Genomic DNA, 19362 nt, shown 5'->3' on the forward strand with positions numbered 1-19362 from the left:
CATGACCGATCTCCTCGCCCCCACCGACCGCAGCCGCGACCTGTCGCAACCTTTGGAAAAGCTCGGCCCCGACGAAACCCTGAAGGCGCAGAGCGACCAGCTGCGCGGCACCGTCAAGACCAGCCTGCTCGACCGGCTGACCGGCTCGGTCACGCCCACCGACACCAAGCTGATGAAGTTCCACGGCATTTACCAGCAGGATGACCGCGACCTGCGCGACGAGCGCCGCCGCCAGAAGCTGGAGCCGGCCTATCAGTTCATGGCGCGGGTACGCCTGCCCGGGGGCGTGTGCACGCCGGCGCAATGGCTCAAGCTCGACGAACTGGCGCGGGCCTATGGCGGGGAGACGCTGCGGCTGACCACGCGCCAGACATTCCAGTTCCACTGGCTGCTCAAGCACGACCTCAAGGCGACTCTCCAGGGCCTGCACGAGGTGCTGCTCGATACGATCGCGGCCTGCGGCGACGATTCACGCGGGGTGATGGCCTCGGTGAACCCGCATCTGTCGGCCTTGCATGCCGAGGTCTACCGGCACGCCCGGCAGGCCAGCGATCATGCCATTCCCCGGATGCGGGCCTATCACGAGATCTGGTATGGTGAGGTGCGCGTGGCCTCCTCCGAGCCGGAGGAGCCCTTCTATGGCCGTACCTATCTGCCGCGCAAATTCAAGATCGGCTTCGCCATTCCCCCGGTCAACGACATCGACGTCTATGCGCAGGACCTTGGTTTCATTGCCATTGCCGAACAGGGACGCCTGGCCGGGTTCAACGTCGCCATCGGCGGCGGCATGGGCCGCACCGACCAGGCGCCGGCGACCTATCCGCGCCTTGCCGACGTGATCGGCTTCGTGAAGGCCGACAAGGTGCTGGCGGTCTGCGATGCCGTGATGGGCCTCCAGCGCGATTACGGCGACCGCAAGGACCGCTCGCATGCGCGCTTCAAATACACGATCGACGACCGCGGGCTCGACTGGATCACGGCCGAGATCGAGCGACGGCTCGGCTTCGGCCTGCAGCCGGCCCGCGCCTTCGACTTTGCCTCCAATGGCGATGCGCTGGGCTGGCAGGTGGGCGAGGACGGCCGCCATCACCTCACCTTGTTCATCGAGAATGGCCGCATCGCCAACCATCCTGGCCGGGCCCTGATGGACTTCCTGCGCGCGGCGGCGCGGATGCATGGCGGCAGCTTCCGTCTCACGCCCAACCAGAACCTGATCATCGCCGAGATCGCGCCGAATGCCAAGGCCGGCATCGAGACGCCGCTCGCCGAATATGGGCTGGGCGCCAGCAAGGGCGAGAGCGGGCTGCGGCTCAACTCGATGGCCTGCGTGGCCTTGCCGACCTGCGGTCTCGCCATGGCCGAAAGCGAACGTTATCTGCCCCAACTTCTCGACAAGCTGGAGGAGATCCTGCGCAGCCACGGTCTTGCGGAAGAGCCGATCACCATCCGCATGACCGGCTGCCCCAATGGCTGCTCGCGCCCCTATATCGCCGAGATCGGTCTCACCGGCCGGGCGCCGGGCAAATACAACCTCTATCTCGGCGGCGGCTTCCACGGGCAGCGGCTGAACAAGATGCATCTCGAAAATGTCGGCGAGGCCGCCATTCTCGCAGCCCTCGACAAGACGCTCGGCCATTTCGCCAGGGAACGGCGTCAGGGCGAACGCTTCGGCGATTTCGTCATCCGCGCCGGCTATGTCCGCGAGGTCAAGGCCGGAGGCGATTTCAACAGCTGAGGCCGCACCATTCCCCAATTTCAAGAAGGAGAGCACCATGTCGATTCAGCTCGGCCAGATCGCCCCCAATTTCATCCAGAGCAGCACGGAAGGGCGTATCAGCTTCCATGACTGGCTGGGCGAGTCCTGGGGTGTCCTGTTCAGCCATCCTCGCAATTTCACGCCCGTCTGCACCACCGAACTCGGCGAGGTCGCCCGCCTCAAGCCTGAATGGGACAGGCGCAACGTCAAGGTGCTCGGCCTGTCGGTCGATCCGCTGGACGCCCACGCCGCCTGGGGCAAGGATATCGCGGCGACGCAGGGCCATGCCCTCAATTTCCCGCTGATCGCCGACGCGGACGGCGCCGTGGCGCATCTCTACGGCATGATCCACCCCGAGGCCGACGCCAATGTCACCGTGCGCGCCGTGTTCGTGATCGACCCGGCCAGGAAGGTAAGGCTGGTCCTGACCTATCCTCCGAGCGCCGGGCGCAACTTCGCCGAGATCCTGCGCACGATCGACAGCCTGCAGCTTACCGACGCCCAGAAGGTCTCCACCCCGGTCAATTGGGAACCCGGCCAGCCGGTGATCATTTCGCCAAGCCTCAGCGACGAAGCGGCCCGCGAGCGCTTTCCGCAGGGCTAGACCACGCTGACCCCCTACATGCGCGTGGTGCAGCTGGAAGCCTGACGAATTGGGAATTGTCCAGGCGGCGGGTCATGCTCCATGCAGCCCGCCGACCCCGAGCAGCCGCTCGATCACCTCCGGCTGCTCGGAGAGCATGGCCGAGGCGCCGGACCAGGCGATGCGGCCCCGCTCCAGAATGACGACATGATCGGCAAAGTCGATCGCGGTCTGGATGCGCTGCTCGACCAGCAGGATAGTCATCTCGCCCCCGGCGGCGAGACGCGAGAATACGGCCATCAACTCCTCGCAAATGACGGGGGCCAGGCCTTCCAGCGGCTCGTCGAGCAGCAGCAGCGTAGGCTTGCCCAGGATGGTGCGGGCCGTGGTGAGCATCTGCTGCTCGCCTCCCGAGAGCTGCGAGCCGAGATTCCTGCGGCGCTCCTTGAGGCGCGGAAACATCGCATAGGCTTCCTCAATCGCCTGTCGCCCGCGGTTCTTGAGCCCGACGAAAAGGTTCTCCTCCACCGTCAGCGAGGCGAAGATGCAGCGGGCCTGCGGGACATAGCCGAGGCCCTGGCGGGCACGCGCGGCGCTATCGAGCGGGCCGATATCCTTGCCTCCGAGCTGCAGCGTGCCGCCATAGCGCCGCGTCTGGCCGGCGATGGTCGCGAGCAGCGTCGTCTTGCCCATGCCGTTGCGACCGAGCACGGCCAGGCGCCCAGCGGCGGGAACGGCGAAGGAAATGTTCTCCAGCACGCAGGTCGGGCCATAACCGGCGCTGAGGTCGCTGATTTCAAGCGGCGTCGCGGTCATGCTGACTGCTTCTCCTGGGCATAGTTTCCAAGATAGGCCTGGCGGACCCGGGCATCCTTCGTCACGTTCTCGGGAGAACCATCGAAGATGATGGCACCGGCGGCGAGCACGATGACGCGCTTGGCGAAGCGGAAGACCAGGTCCATGTCGTGCTCGATCATCAGCACGGCGAGATCGGGCGGCAGGCCGGCGAGCGCCGCCTCGATGCGGGGGGTGTCGCTTTGCGGCACGCCGGCAGCCGGCTCGTCGAGCAGGAGAACCTTGGGTTTGAGCGCCAGAGCCAGCGCAATCTCGAGCAGGCGTTGCTGGCCATAAGCGATCTCGGCCACCGGGCGGCTGGCAATAGCTGTGAGGCCGAGCGTGGCTAGCAATTCGTCAACCTCGGCCATGATGTCCGGCTTCGCACGGTAATGGCCGAAGAAGCGGCCGGCGCGGCCCGTTCTTTGCAGCACGGCGAGCGCCAGATGCTCCTGCGGCGTCATGTCAGGAAAGAGCCGGGTGACCTGGAAGGAGCGCACGAGGCCCCGGCGGACCCGCGCCGTCGGCCCAAGCCCGGTGACGTCCCTGCCGGCGAGCATCACCGTGCCGGAATTGGGCACGAGGTGGCCGGTGACCAGATTGACGAAGGTTGTCTTGCCGGCACCGTTTGGGCCGATCAGGGCGACACGGTCGCCGGTATTCAAGGTGATCGACAGGCCCTGCGTCACCGCAAGGCCGCCGAAGGATTTCTTCAGATCGAGGGTCTGGAAGACCGCGCTCATCCGTGCCTACCCTTGAAACGGGCAAGCAGCATGGCCACCGAGCCGTAGAGGCCACGCGGCGCGAACAGCACGACTGCGATCAGCAAGGCGCCGACAATGGTGAGCCAATGGAACGGATTGGCTGCCGAAACGAAATCCTCGAAGCCCATGAAGGCAATGGTGCCGACGAGCGCCCCATAGAGCGAACCGGTGCCGCCGAGCACGAGCATGACCAGGGCCTCGGCCGAGAGGGTGAAGCTCAGGCTGTCGAGGCCGACGACCTGGGTGGAAAGGGCGTTGAGCCCGCCGCCCAGGCCGGCCACGGCGCCGGAGATCACATACATCTTCAAAAGCGTGCCCTGCACCGAGGCGCCCATGGCGCGGACGCGGACAGGGTCCTGCCGGATACCGCGGCAGAGCATGCCGAAGGGCGAACGCACCACGAGCCTGAGCAGGACGAAGACGATGACGAGAAGGGCGACGCCCAGGCCATAGGCGGTACGCCCCCACAGATCGAACTCGAACAGGCCGAAGACGGGATCGGGGGCGATGCCCGACAACCCGTCGCTGCCGCCCGTATAGGCCGAGGCCTTGTTTGCGACCTCATGGAAGAGATGGACGACCGCAATCGACAGCACCAATTGTGCGAGCCCGTGCCCGCGCAGGATTACCGCCCCCGAGACCAGGCCGGCAAGCGCGCCGCCCGCGGCCGAGATGGCGAGCATCGCCGAGGGATCGGTGACGTTCCACTGCACGGCAGCCATGCCCGCGGCATAGGCGCCGGCACCATACAAGGCTGCATGCCCCAGTGTGGCGACACCACAAAAGCCGGTGACGAGATCGAGCGAAAGCACGAGCAGTGCCACCGCCAGGATGCGGGTCAGCAGGGCCAGGTTGTCCGGAAAGAGGGCATAGCCGATGGCGGCGAAGGCCAGGATGGCCGCAAGGCCGGCCAGGTCGCGTCTCAGCCAGCTGGTTTGCGGCATCTCTCCCCGGCCGGCCATAGGTTTGTTCTCCGCCATCTCCATTTAGGCGCTCCTGCCCATCAGGCCGCGCGGGAAGACGCAGACGATGGCGATCACGGCAAGATAGAAGAAGAATTCGCCATATTCAGGCAGGAGATAGCGGCCGGCGGTGTCCACCAGGCCCAGTACCAGGCAGGCCAGCAAGGCGCCGGGGATCGAGCCCGCCCCGCCGACGCAGACCACGACCAGGAAGGTCACCATGTAGCGCAGGGCATAGTAGGGCTCGATCGGCAGGAGTTCGGCACCGACAATGCCCCCAAAAGCTGCAAGGCCGACGGCGATCGCGAAACTGACGGCGTAGACGGTCCCGGTGCGCACGCCCAGCGAAGCAGCCATGGAGGCATTGTCCACCGCGGCGCGCAGTTTGATGCCGAAACCGGTTTTCTCGATGAGATACCAAAGGGCCAGGGCGACACCCAGGCCACAGGCGATGGCGAACAATTTATGCGCGGCGATGAAGCGAAAGCCGAGATCCGCCGGCCCCCTCAGCATCTCCGGCAAGGGGATGGTCTTGAGTGTGGGGCCGAAGACGTAATTGGCGACACCGATGACACAGAAGGTGATGCCGATGGTCATCAGCACCTGGGTGAGTTCGGGTGCGCCATAGAGCCGGCGGTAGAGCAGACGCTCCAACGGAAGGGCGATCACCACCGTGCCGGCGATGGCCAGCATGATGGCCAGGGCATATCCCAGGCCAAGCGATTGGGCGGCGTAGGAAGCGATATAGCCGCCGATCATGGCGAAGGCCCCATGGGCAAGGTTGATCACCCGCATCAGCCCCATGGTCACGGACAGTCCGATGGAAATGACGAACAGCACCATGCCATAGGCAAGGGCATCGATACCCACGCTGAGAATGGTTTGCATGACTTCGTCCAACATCAAAGGAAGGATGATTTTTTCAAATCTTCATTCACCCTATCTTCTTTTCCTAATGTATTTTCTGAATTGAACCCAGGCTCTTTCCAGAAAATGCCCTCGTCCAAACGCCGCCGGGCGCCTCATCGAGGGCGCGCGGTGCGCGGCTCCTATTTCGAAGCAGCAAGGCCGGGATCGCCCTGCTTCTCAAAGGTAGCGATTTCCTTGTTGTAGTAGCTGCCATCCCCGGCCTTCGCGACCTCGCGCAGATAGATGTTCTGCGTGATGTGGCGGCTTTCAGGGTCGATCGAGACAGGTCCGCGCGGGCTCTCCCAGGCCAGGCCCTTCACGGCATCCACGGCCTTCTGGGCGTCCTGCTTGCCACCCGTCGCCTCGATCATCTTGTAGATGACATGCATGCCGTCATAGGCACCGACGGCGGGAAAGGACAATTCGCCCGGGTTGCCGATGGCCTTTCGCGCAGCCTCGACGAATTTCTTGTTCTCGGCCGAGTCATGCGAGACGGCATAGTGGAAGGTGGTCAGCAGGCCCTCCGCCGCCTGGCCAAGCGCCGGCAGGTCCGACTCCTGGGTGAGGTCTCCGGGCGCGAGCAGCTTCACGCCCGCCTTGGCCAAGCCATTCTCGTTATAGGCCTTGACGAAGCCGAGCGTGGTCGGCCCCGACGGCAGGAAGGCGAACAGGGTATCGGCACCGGAATCCTTCACCCTCTGCATGATCGGACTGAAATCGTTGGTCGACAGGGGCATGCGGATCGTGCCGACGACTTCGCCGCCCACGCCGGTGAAGCTGGTCTTGAAAGCGTTCTCGGCATCGACGCCGGGACCATAATCGCTCACCACCGTGATCGCCTTCCTGGCGCCGCGCTCCTTGGCGACCTTGGCCATCGGCGCTGAGGTCTGCCAGGTGGTGAAGGAGGTGCGCACCACGAGCGGGCTCTTGGTCACGATGGCTGATGTCGCCGCATTCATCACCACGAGCGGCACATTGGCCTGCTTCAGCAGCGGCGTCACAGCCATGGCATCCGGCGTGAAATAGAAGCCGGCGAGATACTGGACGCGTTCTTTCACAACGAGTTCCTGGGCCAGCGCCTTGGACTGCGCAGGATCGGCCTGGGGCACGTCGCGATAGATGATCTGGATGTCGTCGCTGCCGGCCTTGCTGCCATGCAGGGCCTGGTAGGCGTCGATGCCGGCCTTGAAATTCTTGCCCTGGATGGCGAAGGGCCCCGAGAACGGACCGATGACGCCGATCTTGATGGTCTCAGCCAGGGCGCTGCCGGACAGCATGACGATCGCCAGGGTAGCGAGAACGGATTTGGCGAGAACGGGTTTTTTCATCGTTTCCTCCAAAGGCCGGAACCGGCACCTCTCAGGCGCGCCGATCGCAGGCTTTGCTTATTGATCAAATGTGCCGTGATAATTGGTAATGTAAAATGAAAACAAATGCTCGAAACATAACCTACAGGATATGTGACGAGCCTGGGGCTAGGGATTCGCCCGTGAGCAATCGGATCGAGTTAGCCAGACCTTTGTCATTGCCGTGCTTGTCCCGGCAATCCAATCCGTTCCCGACAACGAACACATGACCGCTGGATGCCGGGGTCAAGCCCGGGCATGACAAAGGTGGCGCTGCCGTGATTTCAGTAGGGAAGCCCGACATAGTTTTCGGCAAGTGCTGCGGACGCCATTTGCGAATGAACGAGATAGTCGAGTTCGGCCTCCTGGATCCGTTGCCCGAAATCGTCCGTATCCGGGAAGCGATGCAGCATCATCGTCATCCACCATGAAAAACGCACCGCCTTCCAGACGCGGGAAAGCGCCCGTCTCGAATAGGCATCGATGCCAGCCGATGACTTCTCCCGATAGAATTCCCGCACTCCCCAATAGAGATAGCGCACATCGCTGGCGGCGAGGTTGAGCCCCTTGGCCCCGGTCGGTGGCACGATATGGGCGGCGTCTCCGACCAGGAACAGGCGCCCGAAACGCATGGGCTCGGCAACGAAGGAGCGTAGCGGCGCAATCGACTTCTCGAAGGACGGACCGGTGACGACACCGGCAGCCGCCTCTGGCGGCAGGCGCCGGCGCAGCTCGTCCCAGAAGCGATCGTCGCTCCAATCCTCGGTCCTGTCGTCGAGCGGGCACTGCACATAGTAGCGGCTGCGATGGGTCGAGCGCATCGAACACAGCGCAAAGCCCCTGGGATGGTTGGCATAGATCAGTTCGTGGCCGACCGGCGGCACCTCGGCGAGAATGCCGAGCCAGCCGAAGGGATAGGCCCGCTCATAGGTCTTGAGCGCGGTCGACGGTATCGATTTGCGGCTGACACCATGGAAGCCGTCGCAGCCGGCGATGAAATCGCAATCGATGCGATGGTCGACGCCGTCCTTTTCATAGGTGACATAGGGCGCCTCGCCATCGAAGCCGTGGGGCTCGACATTCCCAGCCTCGTAGATGGTGGTCAGGCCTGCAACTTCGCGCTTGTCCATCAGGTCATGCGTCACCTCGGTCTGGCCATAGACCATCACGTGCTTGCCGCCGGTCAGGGCTGCCAGGTCGATGCGGTGCAGTCTGCCATCGAAGGCCAGCGAGATGCCGTCATGCGGCAGGCCTTCGGCATGCATGCGCTCGCCTGCGCCGGCTTCGTCGATGAGATCCAGCGTGCCCTGTTCGAGCACGCCCGCCCGCACGCGGCCAAGCACATGATCGCGGCCGGCACGTTCGAGGATGATATTGGCGATGCCCTCATTGGCCAGCAATTGTCCAAGCAGCAGGCCGGAAGGTCCCGAGCCGATGATGACGACCTGTGTGCGCATTTCCTGCCCTCATCGCCGCGAGTTCCATGCCATCGGCAGGCCCGGGTCGGTTTTCGTTCCATTCCTGCTTCGGGATCGCGACTATCCGTCGGCGAGCACACCGAGACTGTCGATCTGGGTGGCGAGTTCACCCGCCAGCCGCAGCGACGCCGCGGCCGCCACAGCCATCTGCGGCAAAAGCAGCCATTCCAATGTCCACGCCGCGCCTGAGCGTTCCTGTTCGTGCAGCAAAGCCTGATGCATGCCGGCAAGCTGCGTGGTGTTGAAGCGTGCGAGCGTGACCAGCACCTCCGCCGCCACCGGATTTTGCTTGTGCGGCATGGCAGAGGATCTCCCGCCTGCGGACAAGCCAATCTCGCCGCCGTCCTGGGCCATCAGGGCGACATCCTGGCCGAACTTGCCGAGGGTTCCCGTGATCAGCGACAGCAGATTGGCGAAGTCGGCGAGCCGGTCGCGCTGGCTGTGCCATTGCGGGGCGTCCCCGAGGCCGAGGCGAGCCGCGAGCCCAGCCCGGACGGCAGCAGCCTTGACCCCGAGCTTGTCCAGCGTGCCGGCAGCCCCGCCAAATTGCACCACGAGAAGACCAGGCCGCATGGCTTGGAGCCGCTTCCTATGCCGTTCCAGCGGCTCGCGCCAGCTGCGGACTCGGTCGGCGACCGTGATGGCGATCGCCGCTTGCATGCGCGTTCGGCCCATCAGTCGGCGGCTTCCGAACCGATGCTCCAGTCCCGCCAGTGCCGTGATCACCTCTTCCAGCAGGTCATCCAAGCGCTTCGCCGCCACAGCCAACCTCAGCACCAGCGCCGTATCGATGACGTCCTGGCTGGTCGCACCGAAATGCACCCTGGCGTCATGGGGAGCGCCGACGGCAACCCGCAATTGGCGCACGAGTTCGGGCACGACAACACCGTCGCGTGCGACGCCGACCCTAAGCGCGGCGATGTCCGGCGTGAAAGACGCCAGCGATGCCGTTATCGCACCAGCCGCGTCGGCCTCGATCACGCCCTCCTCCGCCTCGGCCTCGGCAAGGGCGTGCTCGAAAGCGAGCATCGCCGCCATCTCCGCTTCAAGCGAGAAAAGGCCCGCGGTTTCTTCGTCGCCCAGCAGGGCGGACAGATAGGGATGGTCGAAGGGTGAGACTGTCATGGTTCAGATATCGAAGAATACCGTTTCCCGCTCACCCTGCAGATTGATGTCGAAGACATAGGCATCCCCCTTCCGGGCGGCGATGAGCGTGGCGACACGCTGGCGGTGCTCGATCCGCGCAAGCACCGGATCCTCCCCGTTCGCCGCTTCCTCGTCGGCGAAATACATGCGCGTGTGCAAGCCGAGATTGATGCCGCGGGCGACGATCCAGAAGGTGATGTGCGGGGCCATCAGCCGGCCGTCCTTGAACGGCACCCGGCCGGGCTTGACCGTCTCGAACAGGCATTCGCCCGTCTCCATATCGGTCGCCTTGCGGCCCCAGCCGGTGAAATTGGGATCGGCGGTGCCGCGCCGTTCCGACGGCGAATTGTAGAGACCCGCATGGTCGGCCTGCCAGATCTCGACCAGTGCATCCCTGAGCGGCGTCCCGGTGCCGTCGAGGACGCGCACGCGCACGCCGATGCGCTCACCCTTGGTGCCGGCATTGACCATGACGTCGCCGAGGTCACGGTCGTAAACGCCCGTTATCTCCGCAAAATTCGGCGTCAGCCCGATATGGACATAGGGACCGGCGGTCTGCGAGGGACTTTCCTTGAGGCGATTGAGAGCCTGAACCATCAATTGCCCTCCAGCCGATTCTCGAACATCGTCGAGCGGCGGCCCCGCAGCACGATGTCGAACTTGTAGGCTCGGGCATCCATGGGGATGGTCGCCTGCATGTCGAGAGCCGCGATCAAGGTCTCGACCGCAGCCCTGTCTGGGATCGTCTTCACGATTGGGCAGAGCCAGATCAGCGGATCGCCCTCGAAATACATCTGGGTGATCAGGCGCTGGGCAAAGCCGTGGCCGAACACCGAGAAATGGATATGGGCGGGGCGCCAATCATTGACGCCGTTCGGCCAGGGATAGGGACCGGGCTTGATGGTGCGGAAGGCATAGCCGCCGTCCTGATCGGCGATGGTGCGGCCGCAGCCGCCGAAATTCGGATCGAGCGCCGCGAGATAGCCTTCCTTCCTGTGCCGGTAGCGCCCGCCGGCATTGGCCTGCCAGAATTCGAGCAACGCACCCGGCACGCCCTTGCCGCGCTCGTCGAGGACACGTCCATACACAATGATGCGCTCGCCGATGGCACTCTCGCCCGGCCTGGCGAAATTATGGATGAGGTCGTTGTCGAGCGGCCCCAATAGATCATGGCCGAAGACCGGGCCGGTGATCTCGGACAGCGTGTTGTCGAGCGACAGCAGCGCTTTTTGCGGCGAGCGCAGCACGGATGTCTTGTAGGCAGGCGTCAGGGCCGGCGGATGCCAGCCTCGGTCGCGCTGGAAGAAGGCGCCCGTTTCGGGCCGGCGATCGGTATGTTCAGCGGACATCGGACTTTACGACCTCCCCGTCCATCTGGGCAAACACCTGCTTGGCGACCTTGATGGCGCGATTGGCTGCCGGCACGCCGGCATAGACAGCCACATGCAGGAAGGCCTCGCAGATGTCCTCCCGGCTCGCTCCGGTATTGGCGGTTGCCCTCACATGCATCGCCACTTCTTCGTCATGGCCGAGTGCCGCCAGCAAGGCCAGGGTGACGATCGAGCGCTCCCGTTTCGTCCAGGTCGGACGCGACCATACCGTGCCCCAGGCAGCCTCGGTGATCAGTTCCTGGAACGGCCGGTCGAACTCGGTCGAAGCGCCCTCCGCATGGTCGACATGGGCGTCACCGAGCACGGCGCGGCGAACGGCGAGGCCCTCGCGATATCTGGCCGAGCGTGGCGCCGGAACACTCATGGCAGGCTCACTCCGATGGCAGGCGTGCGAGAAATTGAGTGATGTGGGCAACGAGCATGGCAGGCTGCTCGATGCAGGGAATATGGCCGGCGCCGGCGATGACCTCGAATTGAGAGCCGGGAATGATCCTGGCCATCGAGCGCACCAGAGCCGGTGGCGTCGAACCGTCCTGATCGCCGACAATGCAAAGTGTGGGAACGGCGATCGCCTCGGCGGCCCTGGTATAGTCGGCATCGCGTATCGCCGCGCAGGTCGCTGCATAACCCGCCACGGATTGACGGGCGAGCATGGTACGGCAACCGTCCAGTTCCGGCTTGCGCTCGGCATGGAAATGCGGCGTAAACCACAATTTCATTACTGCATCAGCAATCGCGGCGATCCCGTCCTTCTGAACGGTGGCGATCCGGCTGTTCCAACCATCGGCGGTACCGATCTTGTGCGCCGTATCGCACAGTATCAGCCCCCTGACGATCTCAGGCCGCCGGCTGGCGAGGCCGAGCGCGATCAGGCCACCGACCGAAAGGCCGCACAGTACCACGTCCTCGATGCCGAGATGGTCGATGAGGCCGAGGAGATCGTCGACGTGATCCTCGATCGCATAAGGGGTGGGGCCGAGATCGGACAACCCATGACCGCGCTTGTCATAGGCGAGCGTGGCGACCGAGCTACCGAGCGCGCCGACCACCTCGTTCCAGATGCGCAGATCCGTGCCGAGCGAATTGATGAAGACGAGGTGGCTCCTGTCCCGCCCGGCTGGTCTGTGGTCGAAATGCAGCGTGATGCCGCCGATGGAAATGAACTTCACGGCCGTCTCCTCTCCACGAAGATGGATGACACTATTGGTTTGGTAAAATCATATTTTCTAGCGTTCTCTTAACTGCTGGGTTATGGATCGCCATGATCGACAGCCGTGTCAAGTTTCGCCATCTCCAGACGTTCCTGGAGGTCGCCCGCCAGAAAAGCGTGGTGAAGGCAGCCGGCGTGCTGCATGTCAGCCAGCCAGCGGTGACCAAGACGATCCGCGAACTCGAGGAGGCGTTGGGCGTCAGCGTGTTCGAGCGGGACGGCCGCGGCATCAGGATGACCCGGACCGGCGAAGTGTTCATGCAGCATGCCGGCCTCGCCGTCAGCGCCCTCAGGCAAGGGATCGACTCCGTCGCCCTCGCCGGCGCCAAGGTCGGGCCGCCCCTTCGCATCGGCGCATTGCCGACGGTCTCGGCCCATATCATGCCGCTCGCCATGCAGTTCTTCCTCAAGGAGGATACCGGCGTCACCGTCAAGATCGTGACCGGGGAAAACAGTGTTCTCCTGGAGCAGTTGCGTATCGGTGAACTCGACCTCGTGGTCGGGCGCCTGGCGGCGCCGGACAAGATGACCGGCTTTTTCTTCGAGCACCTTTATTCGGAACAGGTCGTGTTCGTGGTACGCCCCGGACATCCGCTCCTCGACAGCGGCGGCAACCTGTTTGAGCAGATGAGCGCCTATCCCGTGCTGATGCCGACGCGCGGCTCCGTCATCCGCCCCTTCGTGGAGCGCATCTTCATCGCCAACGGCATCGCGTCCGTTCCCACGGAAATCGAAACGGTGTCGGACTCCTTCGGTCGAGCCTTCGTGCGCCAGAGCGATGCGATCTGGGTCATCTCGCACGGTGTGGTCAGCAACGACATCGAGGAGGCCACCCTCAGAACCCTGCCTATCGAGACCAGCGATACCAAGGGACCAGTCGGCCTGACCATGCGCACCGACATGGTCGCCCAGCCTGCCTTTGCCATTCTGCTCAGGACCATCCGCGAGGCGGCCGGGAAGCTCGGCTGAAGGCGGGCGTGGCCGGATGACTATTGGTCTTTGTCCTGAATATCCTCATCGGCCTTGCGGCGTTCGATCACCGCCTGCACCTGCGTGAAGTCGGCGGGGGCCATCGACAGTCCCTCGATCTTGTCGCTTCCGAGCTGGTTGACGGTTGCCCGCAGCTCTCTCACCGGCACGACCTGCACATCGCCGCCACGCAGCATGATCGCCACTGTTCCCGGCTCGACCAGATCGCTGGCCACAATGCCGAGACCGTCCAACAAGATTACCTCACCGGTCACGCAGCACTCTCCCCTAAGCACCTTCCCCCGACCGAGCCACCAGGGCGATCGAGAGGAATCTGCAAGATACCAGACATCTGCAGGATTTCCCGGCGAGGCCCGTCCGCGGGACTCGCAGGGAAACCCTACCTAGTCTCTCCATGCAGGTACCATAGGGGGATCGGGAGAGTGCACCAACCTTTTAAGGCGGTCGTCTCGTGCAAGTTGCCCGAACAAGCAAGATCGTCGCAGCGACGATGGCCGCAAGATTGGTGGAGGATGGACGGCCTACCTCACCCAAAAGCGTCTGCGATTCGAAGGGGTCACGGGAATCCGTGAGGGCGCGCCGAAACAAAGGGCCGGCGCCAAAGTGCGTTCTTAAAAACCACGCCTTGCTCCATCCCCTTGTTTCGACGCATTTTCTTGATCGAAAAGCCGACCGGCCTTTCTGGAAAACGCCTTAGGCGTTGCTCTTCTTGGCCCTGCCGCGCGCAGTGCGAACCGGGGCTTTCTCCTTGGTCTGCCGGCCTTGCTGCCCCAAGCCGAGTTCCTTGGCCAACCGTGAGCGATGGGCCGAGTAATTCGGCGCCACCATGGGATAGTCCGCAGGCAGTCCCCATTTTTCCCGGTATTGCTCCGGCGTCATGTCATAGGCGCTGCGCAGGTGCCGGCTCAGCGACTTGAACTTGCGTCCGTCCTCCAGGCATATGACATAGTCGGGCGTGACGGACTTCTTGATCGGCACCGCCGGCGTTGCCGCGACGATGGGTTCGATTGGCCTTCCGGTATTCAGATCGCTCAACCGTCCATGTACCGATCTGATGAGTTCGGAAAGGGACGAAGAGGAGACCTGATTATTCGCCACATAGGCAGAGACGATATCGACCGTGAGGTCGACCAGTTTCGTGTCAGCTTCAAGCACGTTGAGCCACTTTCATTGTTGTGTTGATTTCAAAGTGAGTGAAGTTTTCTTAGTGACCGCAGCGTTGTGGACCCTATTGCCGCGGCGAGTCTGTGACACTCAAGCAAATTTCCACTGATGTAAAGCCGGGTCAGGCAGGTCTTTGAGCCTGTCCTCAGGCAACACCGATAGTGTTGGCGATTTGACCGGCTCGGCCTTCGGCCATCACGCATAAGACTGTCGATATGCTTAAGAAAAAGGCAGTCGTTCTTATTCCTGGAGTGAGGTGGTTTGACCTTGAGCTGCCCATTGGCTGGCGCCACGCGCCTCTCGTCTGCCGCAGCGAAGACCCAGGCCAGCCTCACAGTTGCCAGGAATAGCCGCCGTTATGACGGCCTGACGATTGAACGGCTTCAAGAAAGTCGTCAATATCATCCTCCGATCTGGAGAGTTCACCAATGAGGATTGCCTTCGCCTTGTCTTGCGCTGGCCTGATCGCCTGCTTGGGCATCGCCCCGGCCTGGGCCAATGGTGCCAGTTGCAGCGACATCAAGCGCGCATTGGTCTCCGCGAATATGGACTTGATGCGCATCGAGCGAGGACCGCTGCCGGTCGCGCCGGTGCAGGCCGCCTTGGTGATCGGCCAGATGTCAGCCCTCACCCAGCTTACCCGGCTTGCCTGCGACGAGGAGGATGCTCGCCAGATCGCGAAGGTCGTTGGGGTTCGCCTGCGTGGCCTGCAGGCCATGCTGCCGATCGGTTCCGCTCCTACCGAGGGAGCGCAGGCTCCGGAATCCCCTGCCGAGACGGCGGAAGCCCCGGAAAACCCACCGACGCCACCGCCGGCGCCGCCCAGCGAAGCCCGTCGACAGGCCACCCGAAAGCCAGCGAGTGCCGTCGGCTGCCATCGCGTCTATTATACGAGGGATGGCCATCGCTATTGGCGCTGCCAGCGCTGAGCGCAAGCAGCCTCGCAATCGCGCTTATTCGCTGCCCTCGCAGATCGGGGTTGGCCGCGGCGGCGGGGCGGGATGGTCGAGCTTGTACTGAGCCAAGATCGGCTCCAGAGTTTGTTTCGACCAATATTTGGGGGCACCGATCTCCCCCAGGCAGGCTGTGTTCCAATAAAGGCCGGCCCGGGCGGGCGACTGACCGGCTGCCACCGCGCGCGCGACATTGCTGACGTCGGCGGCTTCAGGATAGATATAGAGCGTGGTCGGATAGTCCTTCACCATGGACAGGATCTGCTTCACATCCCCGAGCGACCAGCTGGTGCAGCCATTGCTGCGGCCGCCGGCATAGTCCACCAGCTTCCCAAAGGGAACATAACCATCTTGGTTCGCATAGGGACTGCTCGGAGCCTTGCGCAGGCACACGCCCTTCAGGGCGACGGCGGCATGGCCGCCGATCGCGCGCTGGCGGGCATTGGCGGTCTCGCCCACGCCATCGAACTGGATGAAGGATCGCAGGAATGCCGCATCCTGGTTCGCCGCGACGCGATAATAGCCCTTGAAAGAGGTCTTGGTTTCGGCCGTCACATAGGAACCGCCGGTCGTCAGTTCCGAATCCTGCGCATTGCTGAAATGCCTGGCGCAGCGTCGCCCATTGGCGAAGTCCGCTACGCCTCTCAGATTGCGGCCGCCGCCATGCCCGGCTGAAATGGCCCGGAAGGTATGCTGGGATTCGCAGATGATATAGAAGCGCCCGCCCGAACTGCCGGGATCGTTGGGCCGCGTCGCATCCATGGCGAAGTAGCAGGGGTTGCTGACGGCTCCCTGGCTCGCCTTCTGAATATAGAGCGCACGGGCTCTTTGCAGGACCGGCAAGGCGATCTGTCCCTGCCCCTCGCCGACATAGCTCATCAGCCAGGAGGGAATGCCGGCCGCCAGAGCCTCGCTCGATCCACCGCCGCTGGCGGCACCGAAGAACAGGCAGGCGATACCCACGCCTTTCGCCAGCCTGGATTTCGGCTGCAGCAAGCTTGAGGGCCCTCCAAAGCGGGTCCCAAAGGCTCCCCGGGTCTCCATTCCACGGGTGCGAGGGGTCGCCTTGAGCATATGCGCCAACCGAGCCATCGTGAGTTCTTTCCTCTTTTCGCCGAACCAGCCCGCGAAGAAGGCACGGCACCAGGCGATGCGAAGACCAGGCGAGCACGGCCGCAATCGGCATGGGGTCACGCTAGCCTGGAAGCGTTACGTTTCCTTTACTCGCCTTGCATGTCGGTAGAGGACGGCAAATTGATGGAGAGCCGTTCTCCCGGCTAAAAGCGGCACCGTGGCGACGACGACCTCAGCAAAGCTTCAACGCGCCTGCTTTCGAGCTGCCCGTCTTGCGATCGATGACGAGTTCGAAACTCACTTTTTGCCCCTCCCGCAACTCGTCGAGGCCAGAAAGCGTCACGGCGCTGATGTGGACGAAGATATCCCGGCTGCCATTGTCCGGCGCGATGAAGCCATATCCCTTGGCGGGATCGAACCATTTGACAGTACCAGTGCTCATGCTGAGCCTCCCCCAAGAGGCTTCAATCCCGGCTTTCGGCACCCGATGCGGATTCCAACTTCTGCCAAAGACACCAAGGCCCCCGGAAACGCCGTTCGTTGGGATCGCGTACAATGTCTTCGGCAAGCCACCGGGCAGGCTATTCCGGATGGCACAGGCAAATGGCTCGCTGCCTCTGCTTCATTCAGAAAGAGCCCGACGTGTTGAACGCCGGGCAAGGTCGTGTCTTAGGACCTGTCACCTGCCAGCTCCTCCTAAGGCAGGCGCTGGCAGTATCTCGATTTTCGCACGACCTCGTGATTTCGCCGTGACAACGTGCCTTCGGGACGGCGGACTCGAGCACGACGACACAACCGGGTAATACGAGATGCATGCGCTCGACTTCAGGCTGCCGGGAAAGCTTCCTTGGCGCTCGCACTTTCACGCTCTCCCTGATACCGTCGGGCGTAATGGGCCGGCGGCAGGCCGACATGCCGGGTGAAGGCAACGCTGAACGTGCTCGCCGAACTATAGCCCACCCGCTCGGCAATCTCGGCAATACCGCCCTGCCCGCTTCGCAATTGGCGCTTGGCCAGGGCCATGCGCCAGGACAGCAGATATTCCATCGGCGAGACACCGACCACATGCCGGAACCGCTCGAAAAAGGCTGATCGGGACAGGGCTGCCGCCTGCGCCAATAGCGCCACCGTCCATGGCCGGGCCGGATCTTCGTGCATGCGCCGGATCACCGGCGCGAGGCGCCCATCGGCAAGACCGCACAGGAGGCCGGGGGAAGCGGTGGTCCGAGCTGACGACCGCAGCGCCTCGATGAGAAGGACCTCCAGCAGGCGTGCCAAGACGACCTCACGCGCGGGTCGCAGCCCGCGTGACTCCTCGCCGACCAGCTTCACCAGGGTGGCGAGCCGGTTTTCGCCACGCACATGGACGAGCTGCGGCAGCAGTGAAACCAGCAGGGCCGCGTCCGGCGAAGCGAAGTGGCAATAGCCGACCAGCAGCACGACGTCCGGCAGTCCGTCGGGATAGCCGAGCCTGAATTCATTGTCACCCAGGGCAACCGGCGTGCTGTCAGCGGCATCCGAGGCCATTGGGACCGGGCTGGACATAGCGAAACCATAGGCTGCGGGGATCAGCACAAAATCGCCCGCTCGCAACATGATCGGTTCATGCCCATCGGCTGCGAGGCTGCATGTCCCCTCGAGAACCACGCAGTAGAACGGCCGGCCGGCCTCGGTGCGGCGCACGCGCCAGGGCCCCGCCGCACCCACGATTTTCGAAAAGCGGGCTTCTGGCTGGAGCAGCGTGACGATGTCGGCGAGCGGATCGGTCAAATCTGGACTTATGCGAATGAAATTTGGACTTCTCATTGTAGCAAGTCCGGGCGTGACGATCTAGCCTCCCAGCTTCACCAACCTCATCCGTGGAAACCCGATGAAAACCGTCCTGATTACCGGATGCTCGTCCGGATTCGGCCTCGAAACGGCCCGCTATTTCCTCGACCGTGGCTGGAAGGTCATTGCCACGATGCGCACACCACGCGAGGAGATCTTGCCTCGCTCCGAGCATGTGCGCCTGCTGGGCCTCGACGTCACCGATCCCCGTAGTATCAGCCGGGCCGTGGAAGCCGCGGGACCAGTCGACGTTCTGGTCAACAATGCCGGTATCGGCGTGCTGAACGCCCTCGAAGGCACGTCGATGGCTGACATCCGCGAGGTCTTCGAGACCAACACGCTCGGCAGTATCGCAATGACACAGGCCCTGCTGCCCCAGTTTCGGCAGCGCCGGACCGGCGTCATCGTGAATGTCACTTCGAGCGTGACCTACACGCCACTTCCGCTGCTTGCCGTCTATAGCGCCAGCAAGGCGGCGGTAAATGCCTTCACTCAATCGCTGGCACTCGAACTCGCTCCCTTCGACGTGCGCGTTCGCCTGATGCTGCCCGGGCGGGCTCCCGAGACCCGTTTCGGCGAAAATGCGCGAGCCCGCATGAAGGAAGGCATCCCCGAAGCCTATGCCAGCCTGGCACAGCAGGTCTTCGCCGAATGGGGAGAGGCAACAGCAACAACGAAGGCACAGGACGTTGCAGAAGCGGTGTGGCGCGCGGCAACCGACCCGTTTTGCCCTCAGCGCCTCGCCGCCGGCGCCGATGCCGTGGCACTGGCCGGAACGAACTGAACCGCAGCTGGCAGCATCGCCATCACCGGCATGACCCAGGTGGTCGAGATGGGGGCCTCGATCGACGATGTCTGGATGCAGTTCCTCGGCCTGTGGGCACTCGCCATCGGCTACACCCTGCTCGCCATCCTGCTCGAATGGCGCCGGCAGCGACGCCAGGCCGCTCGATCTGCCCTCGCCTGAGTTCT

General features: G+C 63.6%; 23 protein-coding genes. 6 read left to right on the forward strand and 17 right to left on the reverse strand.

Translation table 11 applies throughout. From position 1 onward, the window contains the following. The first annotated feature begins 1 nt into the window (after nucleotide 1). The gene (gene cysI, locus U1R88_RS15775) at nucleotides 2-1735 is read left to right on the forward strand and encodes an assimilatory sulfite reductase (NADPH) hemoprotein subunit (RefSeq protein ID WP_322432080.1); all 1734 of its coding nucleotides are present in this window, start codon (nucleotides 2-4) and stop codon (nucleotides 1733-1735) included. Between the two features lie 37 nt (nucleotides 1736-1772). Further along, nucleotides 1773-2360 (forward strand): peroxiredoxin, encoded by a 588-nt coding sequence (locus U1R88_RS15780; RefSeq protein WP_322432081.1) that lies wholly within the window; start codon nucleotides 1773-1775, stop codon nucleotides 2358-2360. Nucleotides 2361-2432: 72 nt separating this feature from the next. Here the strand turns inward: U1R88_RS15780 and U1R88_RS15785 are convergent, their stop codons facing one another. From U1R88_RS15785 to pcaD, 11 genes are all read right to left on the reverse strand, one after another. After that, nucleotides 2433-3155 carry an ABC transporter ATP-binding protein gene (locus tag U1R88_RS15785; RefSeq protein WP_322432082.1) on the reverse strand — a complete coding sequence of 241 codons (723 nt, stop codon included), beginning with the start codon at nucleotides 3153-3155 and terminating at the stop codon, nucleotides 2433-2435. Then, a complete protein-coding gene (locus U1R88_RS15790) occupies nucleotides 3152-3916 on the reverse strand; it encodes an ABC transporter ATP-binding protein (RefSeq protein WP_322432083.1) in 765 nt (254 codons plus the stop codon). Before U1R88_RS15790 ends, U1R88_RS15785 begins: the two co-directional genes overlap by 4 nt. After that, entirely contained in the window at nucleotides 3913-4899 is a 987-nt protein-coding gene (locus U1R88_RS15795; protein WP_322432084.1) for a branched-chain amino acid ABC transporter permease, read from the reverse strand. Before U1R88_RS15795 ends, U1R88_RS15790 begins: the two co-directional genes overlap by 4 nt. A gap of 24 nt (nucleotides 4900-4923) precedes the next feature. After that, complete coding sequence (locus U1R88_RS15800; RefSeq protein ID WP_322432085.1) at nucleotides 4924-5787, reverse strand: branched-chain amino acid ABC transporter permease; 864 nt, start codon at nucleotides 5785-5787, stop codon at nucleotides 4924-4926. Between the two features lie 161 nt (nucleotides 5788-5948). After that, a complete protein-coding gene (locus U1R88_RS15805) occupies nucleotides 5949-7085 on the reverse strand; it encodes an ABC transporter substrate-binding protein (protein WP_425545444.1) in 1137 nt (378 codons plus the stop codon). A gap of 353 nt (nucleotides 7086-7438) precedes the next feature. Beyond that, nucleotides 7439-8611: a 4-hydroxybenzoate 3-monooxygenase gene (gene pobA / locus U1R88_RS15810; RefSeq protein WP_322432087.1), complete on the reverse strand. Its 1173-nt coding sequence runs from the start codon at nucleotides 8609-8611 to the stop codon at nucleotides 7439-7441. 81 nt (nucleotides 8612-8692) lie between these two features. Beyond that, the gene (locus U1R88_RS15815) at nucleotides 8693-9757 is read right to left on the reverse strand and encodes a 3-carboxy-cis,cis-muconate cycloisomerase (RefSeq protein ID WP_322432089.1); all 1065 of its coding nucleotides are present in this window, start codon (nucleotides 9755-9757) and stop codon (nucleotides 8693-8695) included. A gap of 3 nt (nucleotides 9758-9760) precedes the next feature. Then, nucleotides 9761-10375, reverse strand: coding sequence for a protocatechuate 3,4-dioxygenase subunit alpha (gene pcaG / locus U1R88_RS15820; RefSeq protein WP_322432090.1), 615 nt, complete (start codon nucleotides 10373-10375; stop codon nucleotides 9761-9763). Next, nucleotides 10375-11127 carry a protocatechuate 3,4-dioxygenase subunit beta gene (gene pcaH / locus U1R88_RS15825; protein WP_322432091.1) on the reverse strand — a complete coding sequence of 251 codons (753 nt, stop codon included), beginning with the start codon at nucleotides 11125-11127 and terminating at the stop codon, nucleotides 10375-10377. Before pcaH ends, pcaG begins: the two co-directional genes overlap by 1 nt. Then, nucleotides 11117-11533: a 4-carboxymuconolactone decarboxylase gene (gene pcaC, locus U1R88_RS15830; RefSeq protein ID WP_322432093.1), complete on the reverse strand. Its 417-nt coding sequence runs from the start codon at nucleotides 11531-11533 to the stop codon at nucleotides 11117-11119. The genes pcaH and pcaC overlap by 11 nt, the downstream gene beginning before the upstream one ends. Nucleotides 11534-11540: 7 nt before the next feature. Continuing rightward, a complete protein-coding gene (gene pcaD, locus U1R88_RS15835; RefSeq protein WP_322432094.1) occupies nucleotides 11541-12338 on the reverse strand; it encodes a 3-oxoadipate enol-lactonase in 798 nt (265 codons plus the stop codon). Between the two features lie 92 nt (nucleotides 12339-12430). Between pcaD and pcaQ the strand changes: the two genes are divergently transcribed. Next, on the forward strand, nucleotides 12431-13348 hold the full coding sequence (pcaQ, locus tag U1R88_RS15840) for a pca operon transcription factor PcaQ (RefSeq protein WP_068294209.1): 918 nt from the start codon (nucleotides 12431-12433) through the stop codon (nucleotides 13346-13348). Between the two features lie 20 nt (nucleotides 13349-13368). On the opposite strand, the gene U1R88_RS15845 is transcribed toward pcaQ, so the two are convergent. The 3 genes from U1R88_RS15845 to U1R88_RS15855 all read right to left on the reverse strand — a co-directional run bounded on the left by U1R88_RS15845 (nucleotide 13369) and on the right by U1R88_RS15855 (nucleotide 15095). Next, on the reverse strand, nucleotides 13369-13623 hold the full coding sequence (locus U1R88_RS15845) for a hypothetical protein (RefSeq protein ID WP_322432095.1): 255 nt from the start codon (nucleotides 13621-13623) through the stop codon (nucleotides 13369-13371). A gap of 439 nt (nucleotides 13624-14062) precedes the next feature. Continuing rightward, nucleotides 14063-14524 carry a Ros/MucR family transcriptional regulator gene (locus U1R88_RS15850; protein ID WP_322432096.1) on the reverse strand — a complete coding sequence of 154 codons (462 nt, stop codon included), beginning with the start codon at nucleotides 14522-14524 and terminating at the stop codon, nucleotides 14063-14065. 340 nt (nucleotides 14525-14864) lie between these two features. Beyond that, on the reverse strand, nucleotides 14865-15095 hold the full coding sequence (locus tag U1R88_RS15855) for a hypothetical protein (RefSeq protein WP_322432097.1): 231 nt from the start codon (nucleotides 15093-15095) through the stop codon (nucleotides 14865-14867). Between U1R88_RS15855 and U1R88_RS15860 the strand changes: the two genes are divergently transcribed. Then, nucleotides 15088-15462, forward strand: coding sequence for a hypothetical protein (locus tag U1R88_RS15860; RefSeq protein WP_322432098.1), 375 nt, complete (start codon nucleotides 15088-15090; stop codon nucleotides 15460-15462). The two genes, U1R88_RS15855 and U1R88_RS15860, sit on opposite strands and share 8 nt — an antisense overlap. 24 nt (nucleotides 15463-15486) lie before the next feature. Here U1R88_RS15860 and U1R88_RS15865 read toward each other — a convergent pair whose 3' ends face one another. The 3 genes from U1R88_RS15865 to U1R88_RS15875 form a co-directional block, all read right to left on the reverse strand. Then, nucleotides 15487-16434, reverse strand: a complete 948-nt coding sequence (locus U1R88_RS15865) for a hypothetical protein (protein ID WP_322432290.1) — start codon at nucleotides 16432-16434, stop codon at nucleotides 15487-15489. Nucleotides 16435-16792: 358 nt separating this feature from the next. Beyond that, on the reverse strand, nucleotides 16793-17002 hold the full coding sequence (locus tag U1R88_RS15870) for a cold-shock protein (RefSeq protein WP_068294222.1): 210 nt from the start codon (nucleotides 17000-17002) through the stop codon (nucleotides 16793-16795). Between the two features lie 383 nt (nucleotides 17003-17385). After that, the gene (locus U1R88_RS15875) at nucleotides 17386-18330 is read right to left on the reverse strand and encodes an AraC family transcriptional regulator (protein WP_322432099.1); all 945 of its coding nucleotides are present in this window, start codon (nucleotides 18328-18330) and stop codon (nucleotides 17386-17388) included. A 100-nt stretch (nucleotides 18331-18430) separates the two neighbouring features. Between U1R88_RS15875 and U1R88_RS15880 the strand changes: the two genes are divergently transcribed. Further along, complete coding sequence (locus tag U1R88_RS15880; RefSeq protein ID WP_322432100.1) at nucleotides 18431-19174, forward strand: SDR family oxidoreductase; 744 nt, start codon at nucleotides 18431-18433, stop codon at nucleotides 19172-19174. A gap of 30 nt (nucleotides 19175-19204) precedes the next feature. After that, nucleotides 19205-19357, forward strand: a complete 153-nt coding sequence (locus tag U1R88_RS15885) for a hypothetical protein (RefSeq protein WP_322432101.1) — start codon at nucleotides 19205-19207, stop codon at nucleotides 19355-19357. The last annotated feature ends 5 nt before the right edge of the window (nucleotides 19358-19362 follow it).

It is taken from the genome of Labrys sedimenti (assembly GCF_034424805.1).
In the GTDB taxonomy this organism is placed as follows: domain Bacteria; phylum Pseudomonadota; class Alphaproteobacteria; order Rhizobiales; family Labraceae; genus Labrys; species Labrys sedimenti.

Bases quoted from the DNA above. Each gene is read 5' to 3' on its own strand.
- pcaH (WP_322432091.1), bottom strand. From the start codon at position 11,127: ATGTCCGCTGAACATACCGATCGCCGGCCCGAAACGGGCGCCTTCTTC.
- U1R88_RS15785 (WP_322432082.1), bottom strand. From the start codon at position 3,155: ATGACCGCGACGCCGCTTGAAATCAGCGACCTCAGCGCCGGTTATGGC.
- U1R88_RS15885 (WP_322432101.1), top strand. From the start codon at position 19,205: ATGACCCAGGTGGTCGAGATGGGGGCCTCGATCGACGATGTCTGGATG.
- pcaC (WP_322432093.1), bottom strand. From the start codon at position 11,533: ATGAGTGTTCCGGCGCCACGCTCGGCCAGATATCGCGAGGGCCTCGCC.
- U1R88_RS15815 (WP_322432089.1), bottom strand. From the start codon at position 9,757: ATGACAGTCTCACCCTTCGACCATCCCTATCTGTCCGCCCTGCTGGGC.
- U1R88_RS15795 (WP_322432084.1), bottom strand. From the start codon at position 4,899: ATGGCCGGCCGGGGAGAGATGCCGCAAACCAGCTGGCTGAGACGCGAC.
- U1R88_RS15790 (WP_322432083.1), bottom strand. From the start codon at position 3,916: ATGAGCGCGGTCTTCCAGACCCTCGATCTGAAGAAATCCTTCGGCGGC.
- pcaQ (WP_068294209.1), top strand. From the start codon at position 12,431: ATGATCGACAGCCGTGTCAAGTTTCGCCATCTCCAGACGTTCCTGGAG.
- U1R88_RS15860 (WP_322432098.1), top strand. From the start codon at position 15,088: ATGCGCATCGAGCGAGGACCGCTGCCGGTCGCGCCGGTGCAGGCCGCC.
- U1R88_RS15880 (WP_322432100.1), top strand. From the start codon at position 18,431: ATGAAAACCGTCCTGATTACCGGATGCTCGTCCGGATTCGGCCTCGAA.
- pobA (WP_322432087.1), bottom strand. From the start codon at position 8,611: ATGCGCACACAGGTCGTCATCATCGGCTCGGGACCTTCCGGCCTGCTG.
- U1R88_RS15805 (WP_425545444.1), bottom strand. From the start codon at position 7,085: ATGCTGTCCGGCAGCGCCCTGGCTGAGACCATCAAGATCGGCGTCATC.
- U1R88_RS15800 (WP_322432085.1), bottom strand. From the start codon at position 5,787: ATGCAAACCATTCTCAGCGTGGGTATCGATGCCCTTGCCTATGGCATG.
- U1R88_RS15870 (WP_068294222.1), bottom strand. From the start codon at position 17,002: ATGAGCACTGGTACTGTCAAATGGTTCGATCCCGCCAAGGGATATGGC.
- U1R88_RS15780 (WP_322432081.1), top strand. From the start codon at position 1,773: ATGTCGATTCAGCTCGGCCAGATCGCCCCCAATTTCATCCAGAGCAGC.
- U1R88_RS15855 (WP_322432097.1), bottom strand. From the start codon at position 15,095: ATGCGCATCAAGTCCATATTCGCGGAGACCAATGCGCGCTTGATGTCG.
- cysI (WP_322432080.1), top strand. From the start codon at position 2: ATGACCGATCTCCTCGCCCCCACCGACCGCAGCCGCGACCTGTCGCAA.
- pcaG (WP_322432090.1), bottom strand. From the start codon at position 10,375: ATGGTTCAGGCTCTCAATCGCCTCAAGGAAAGTCCCTCGCAGACCGCC.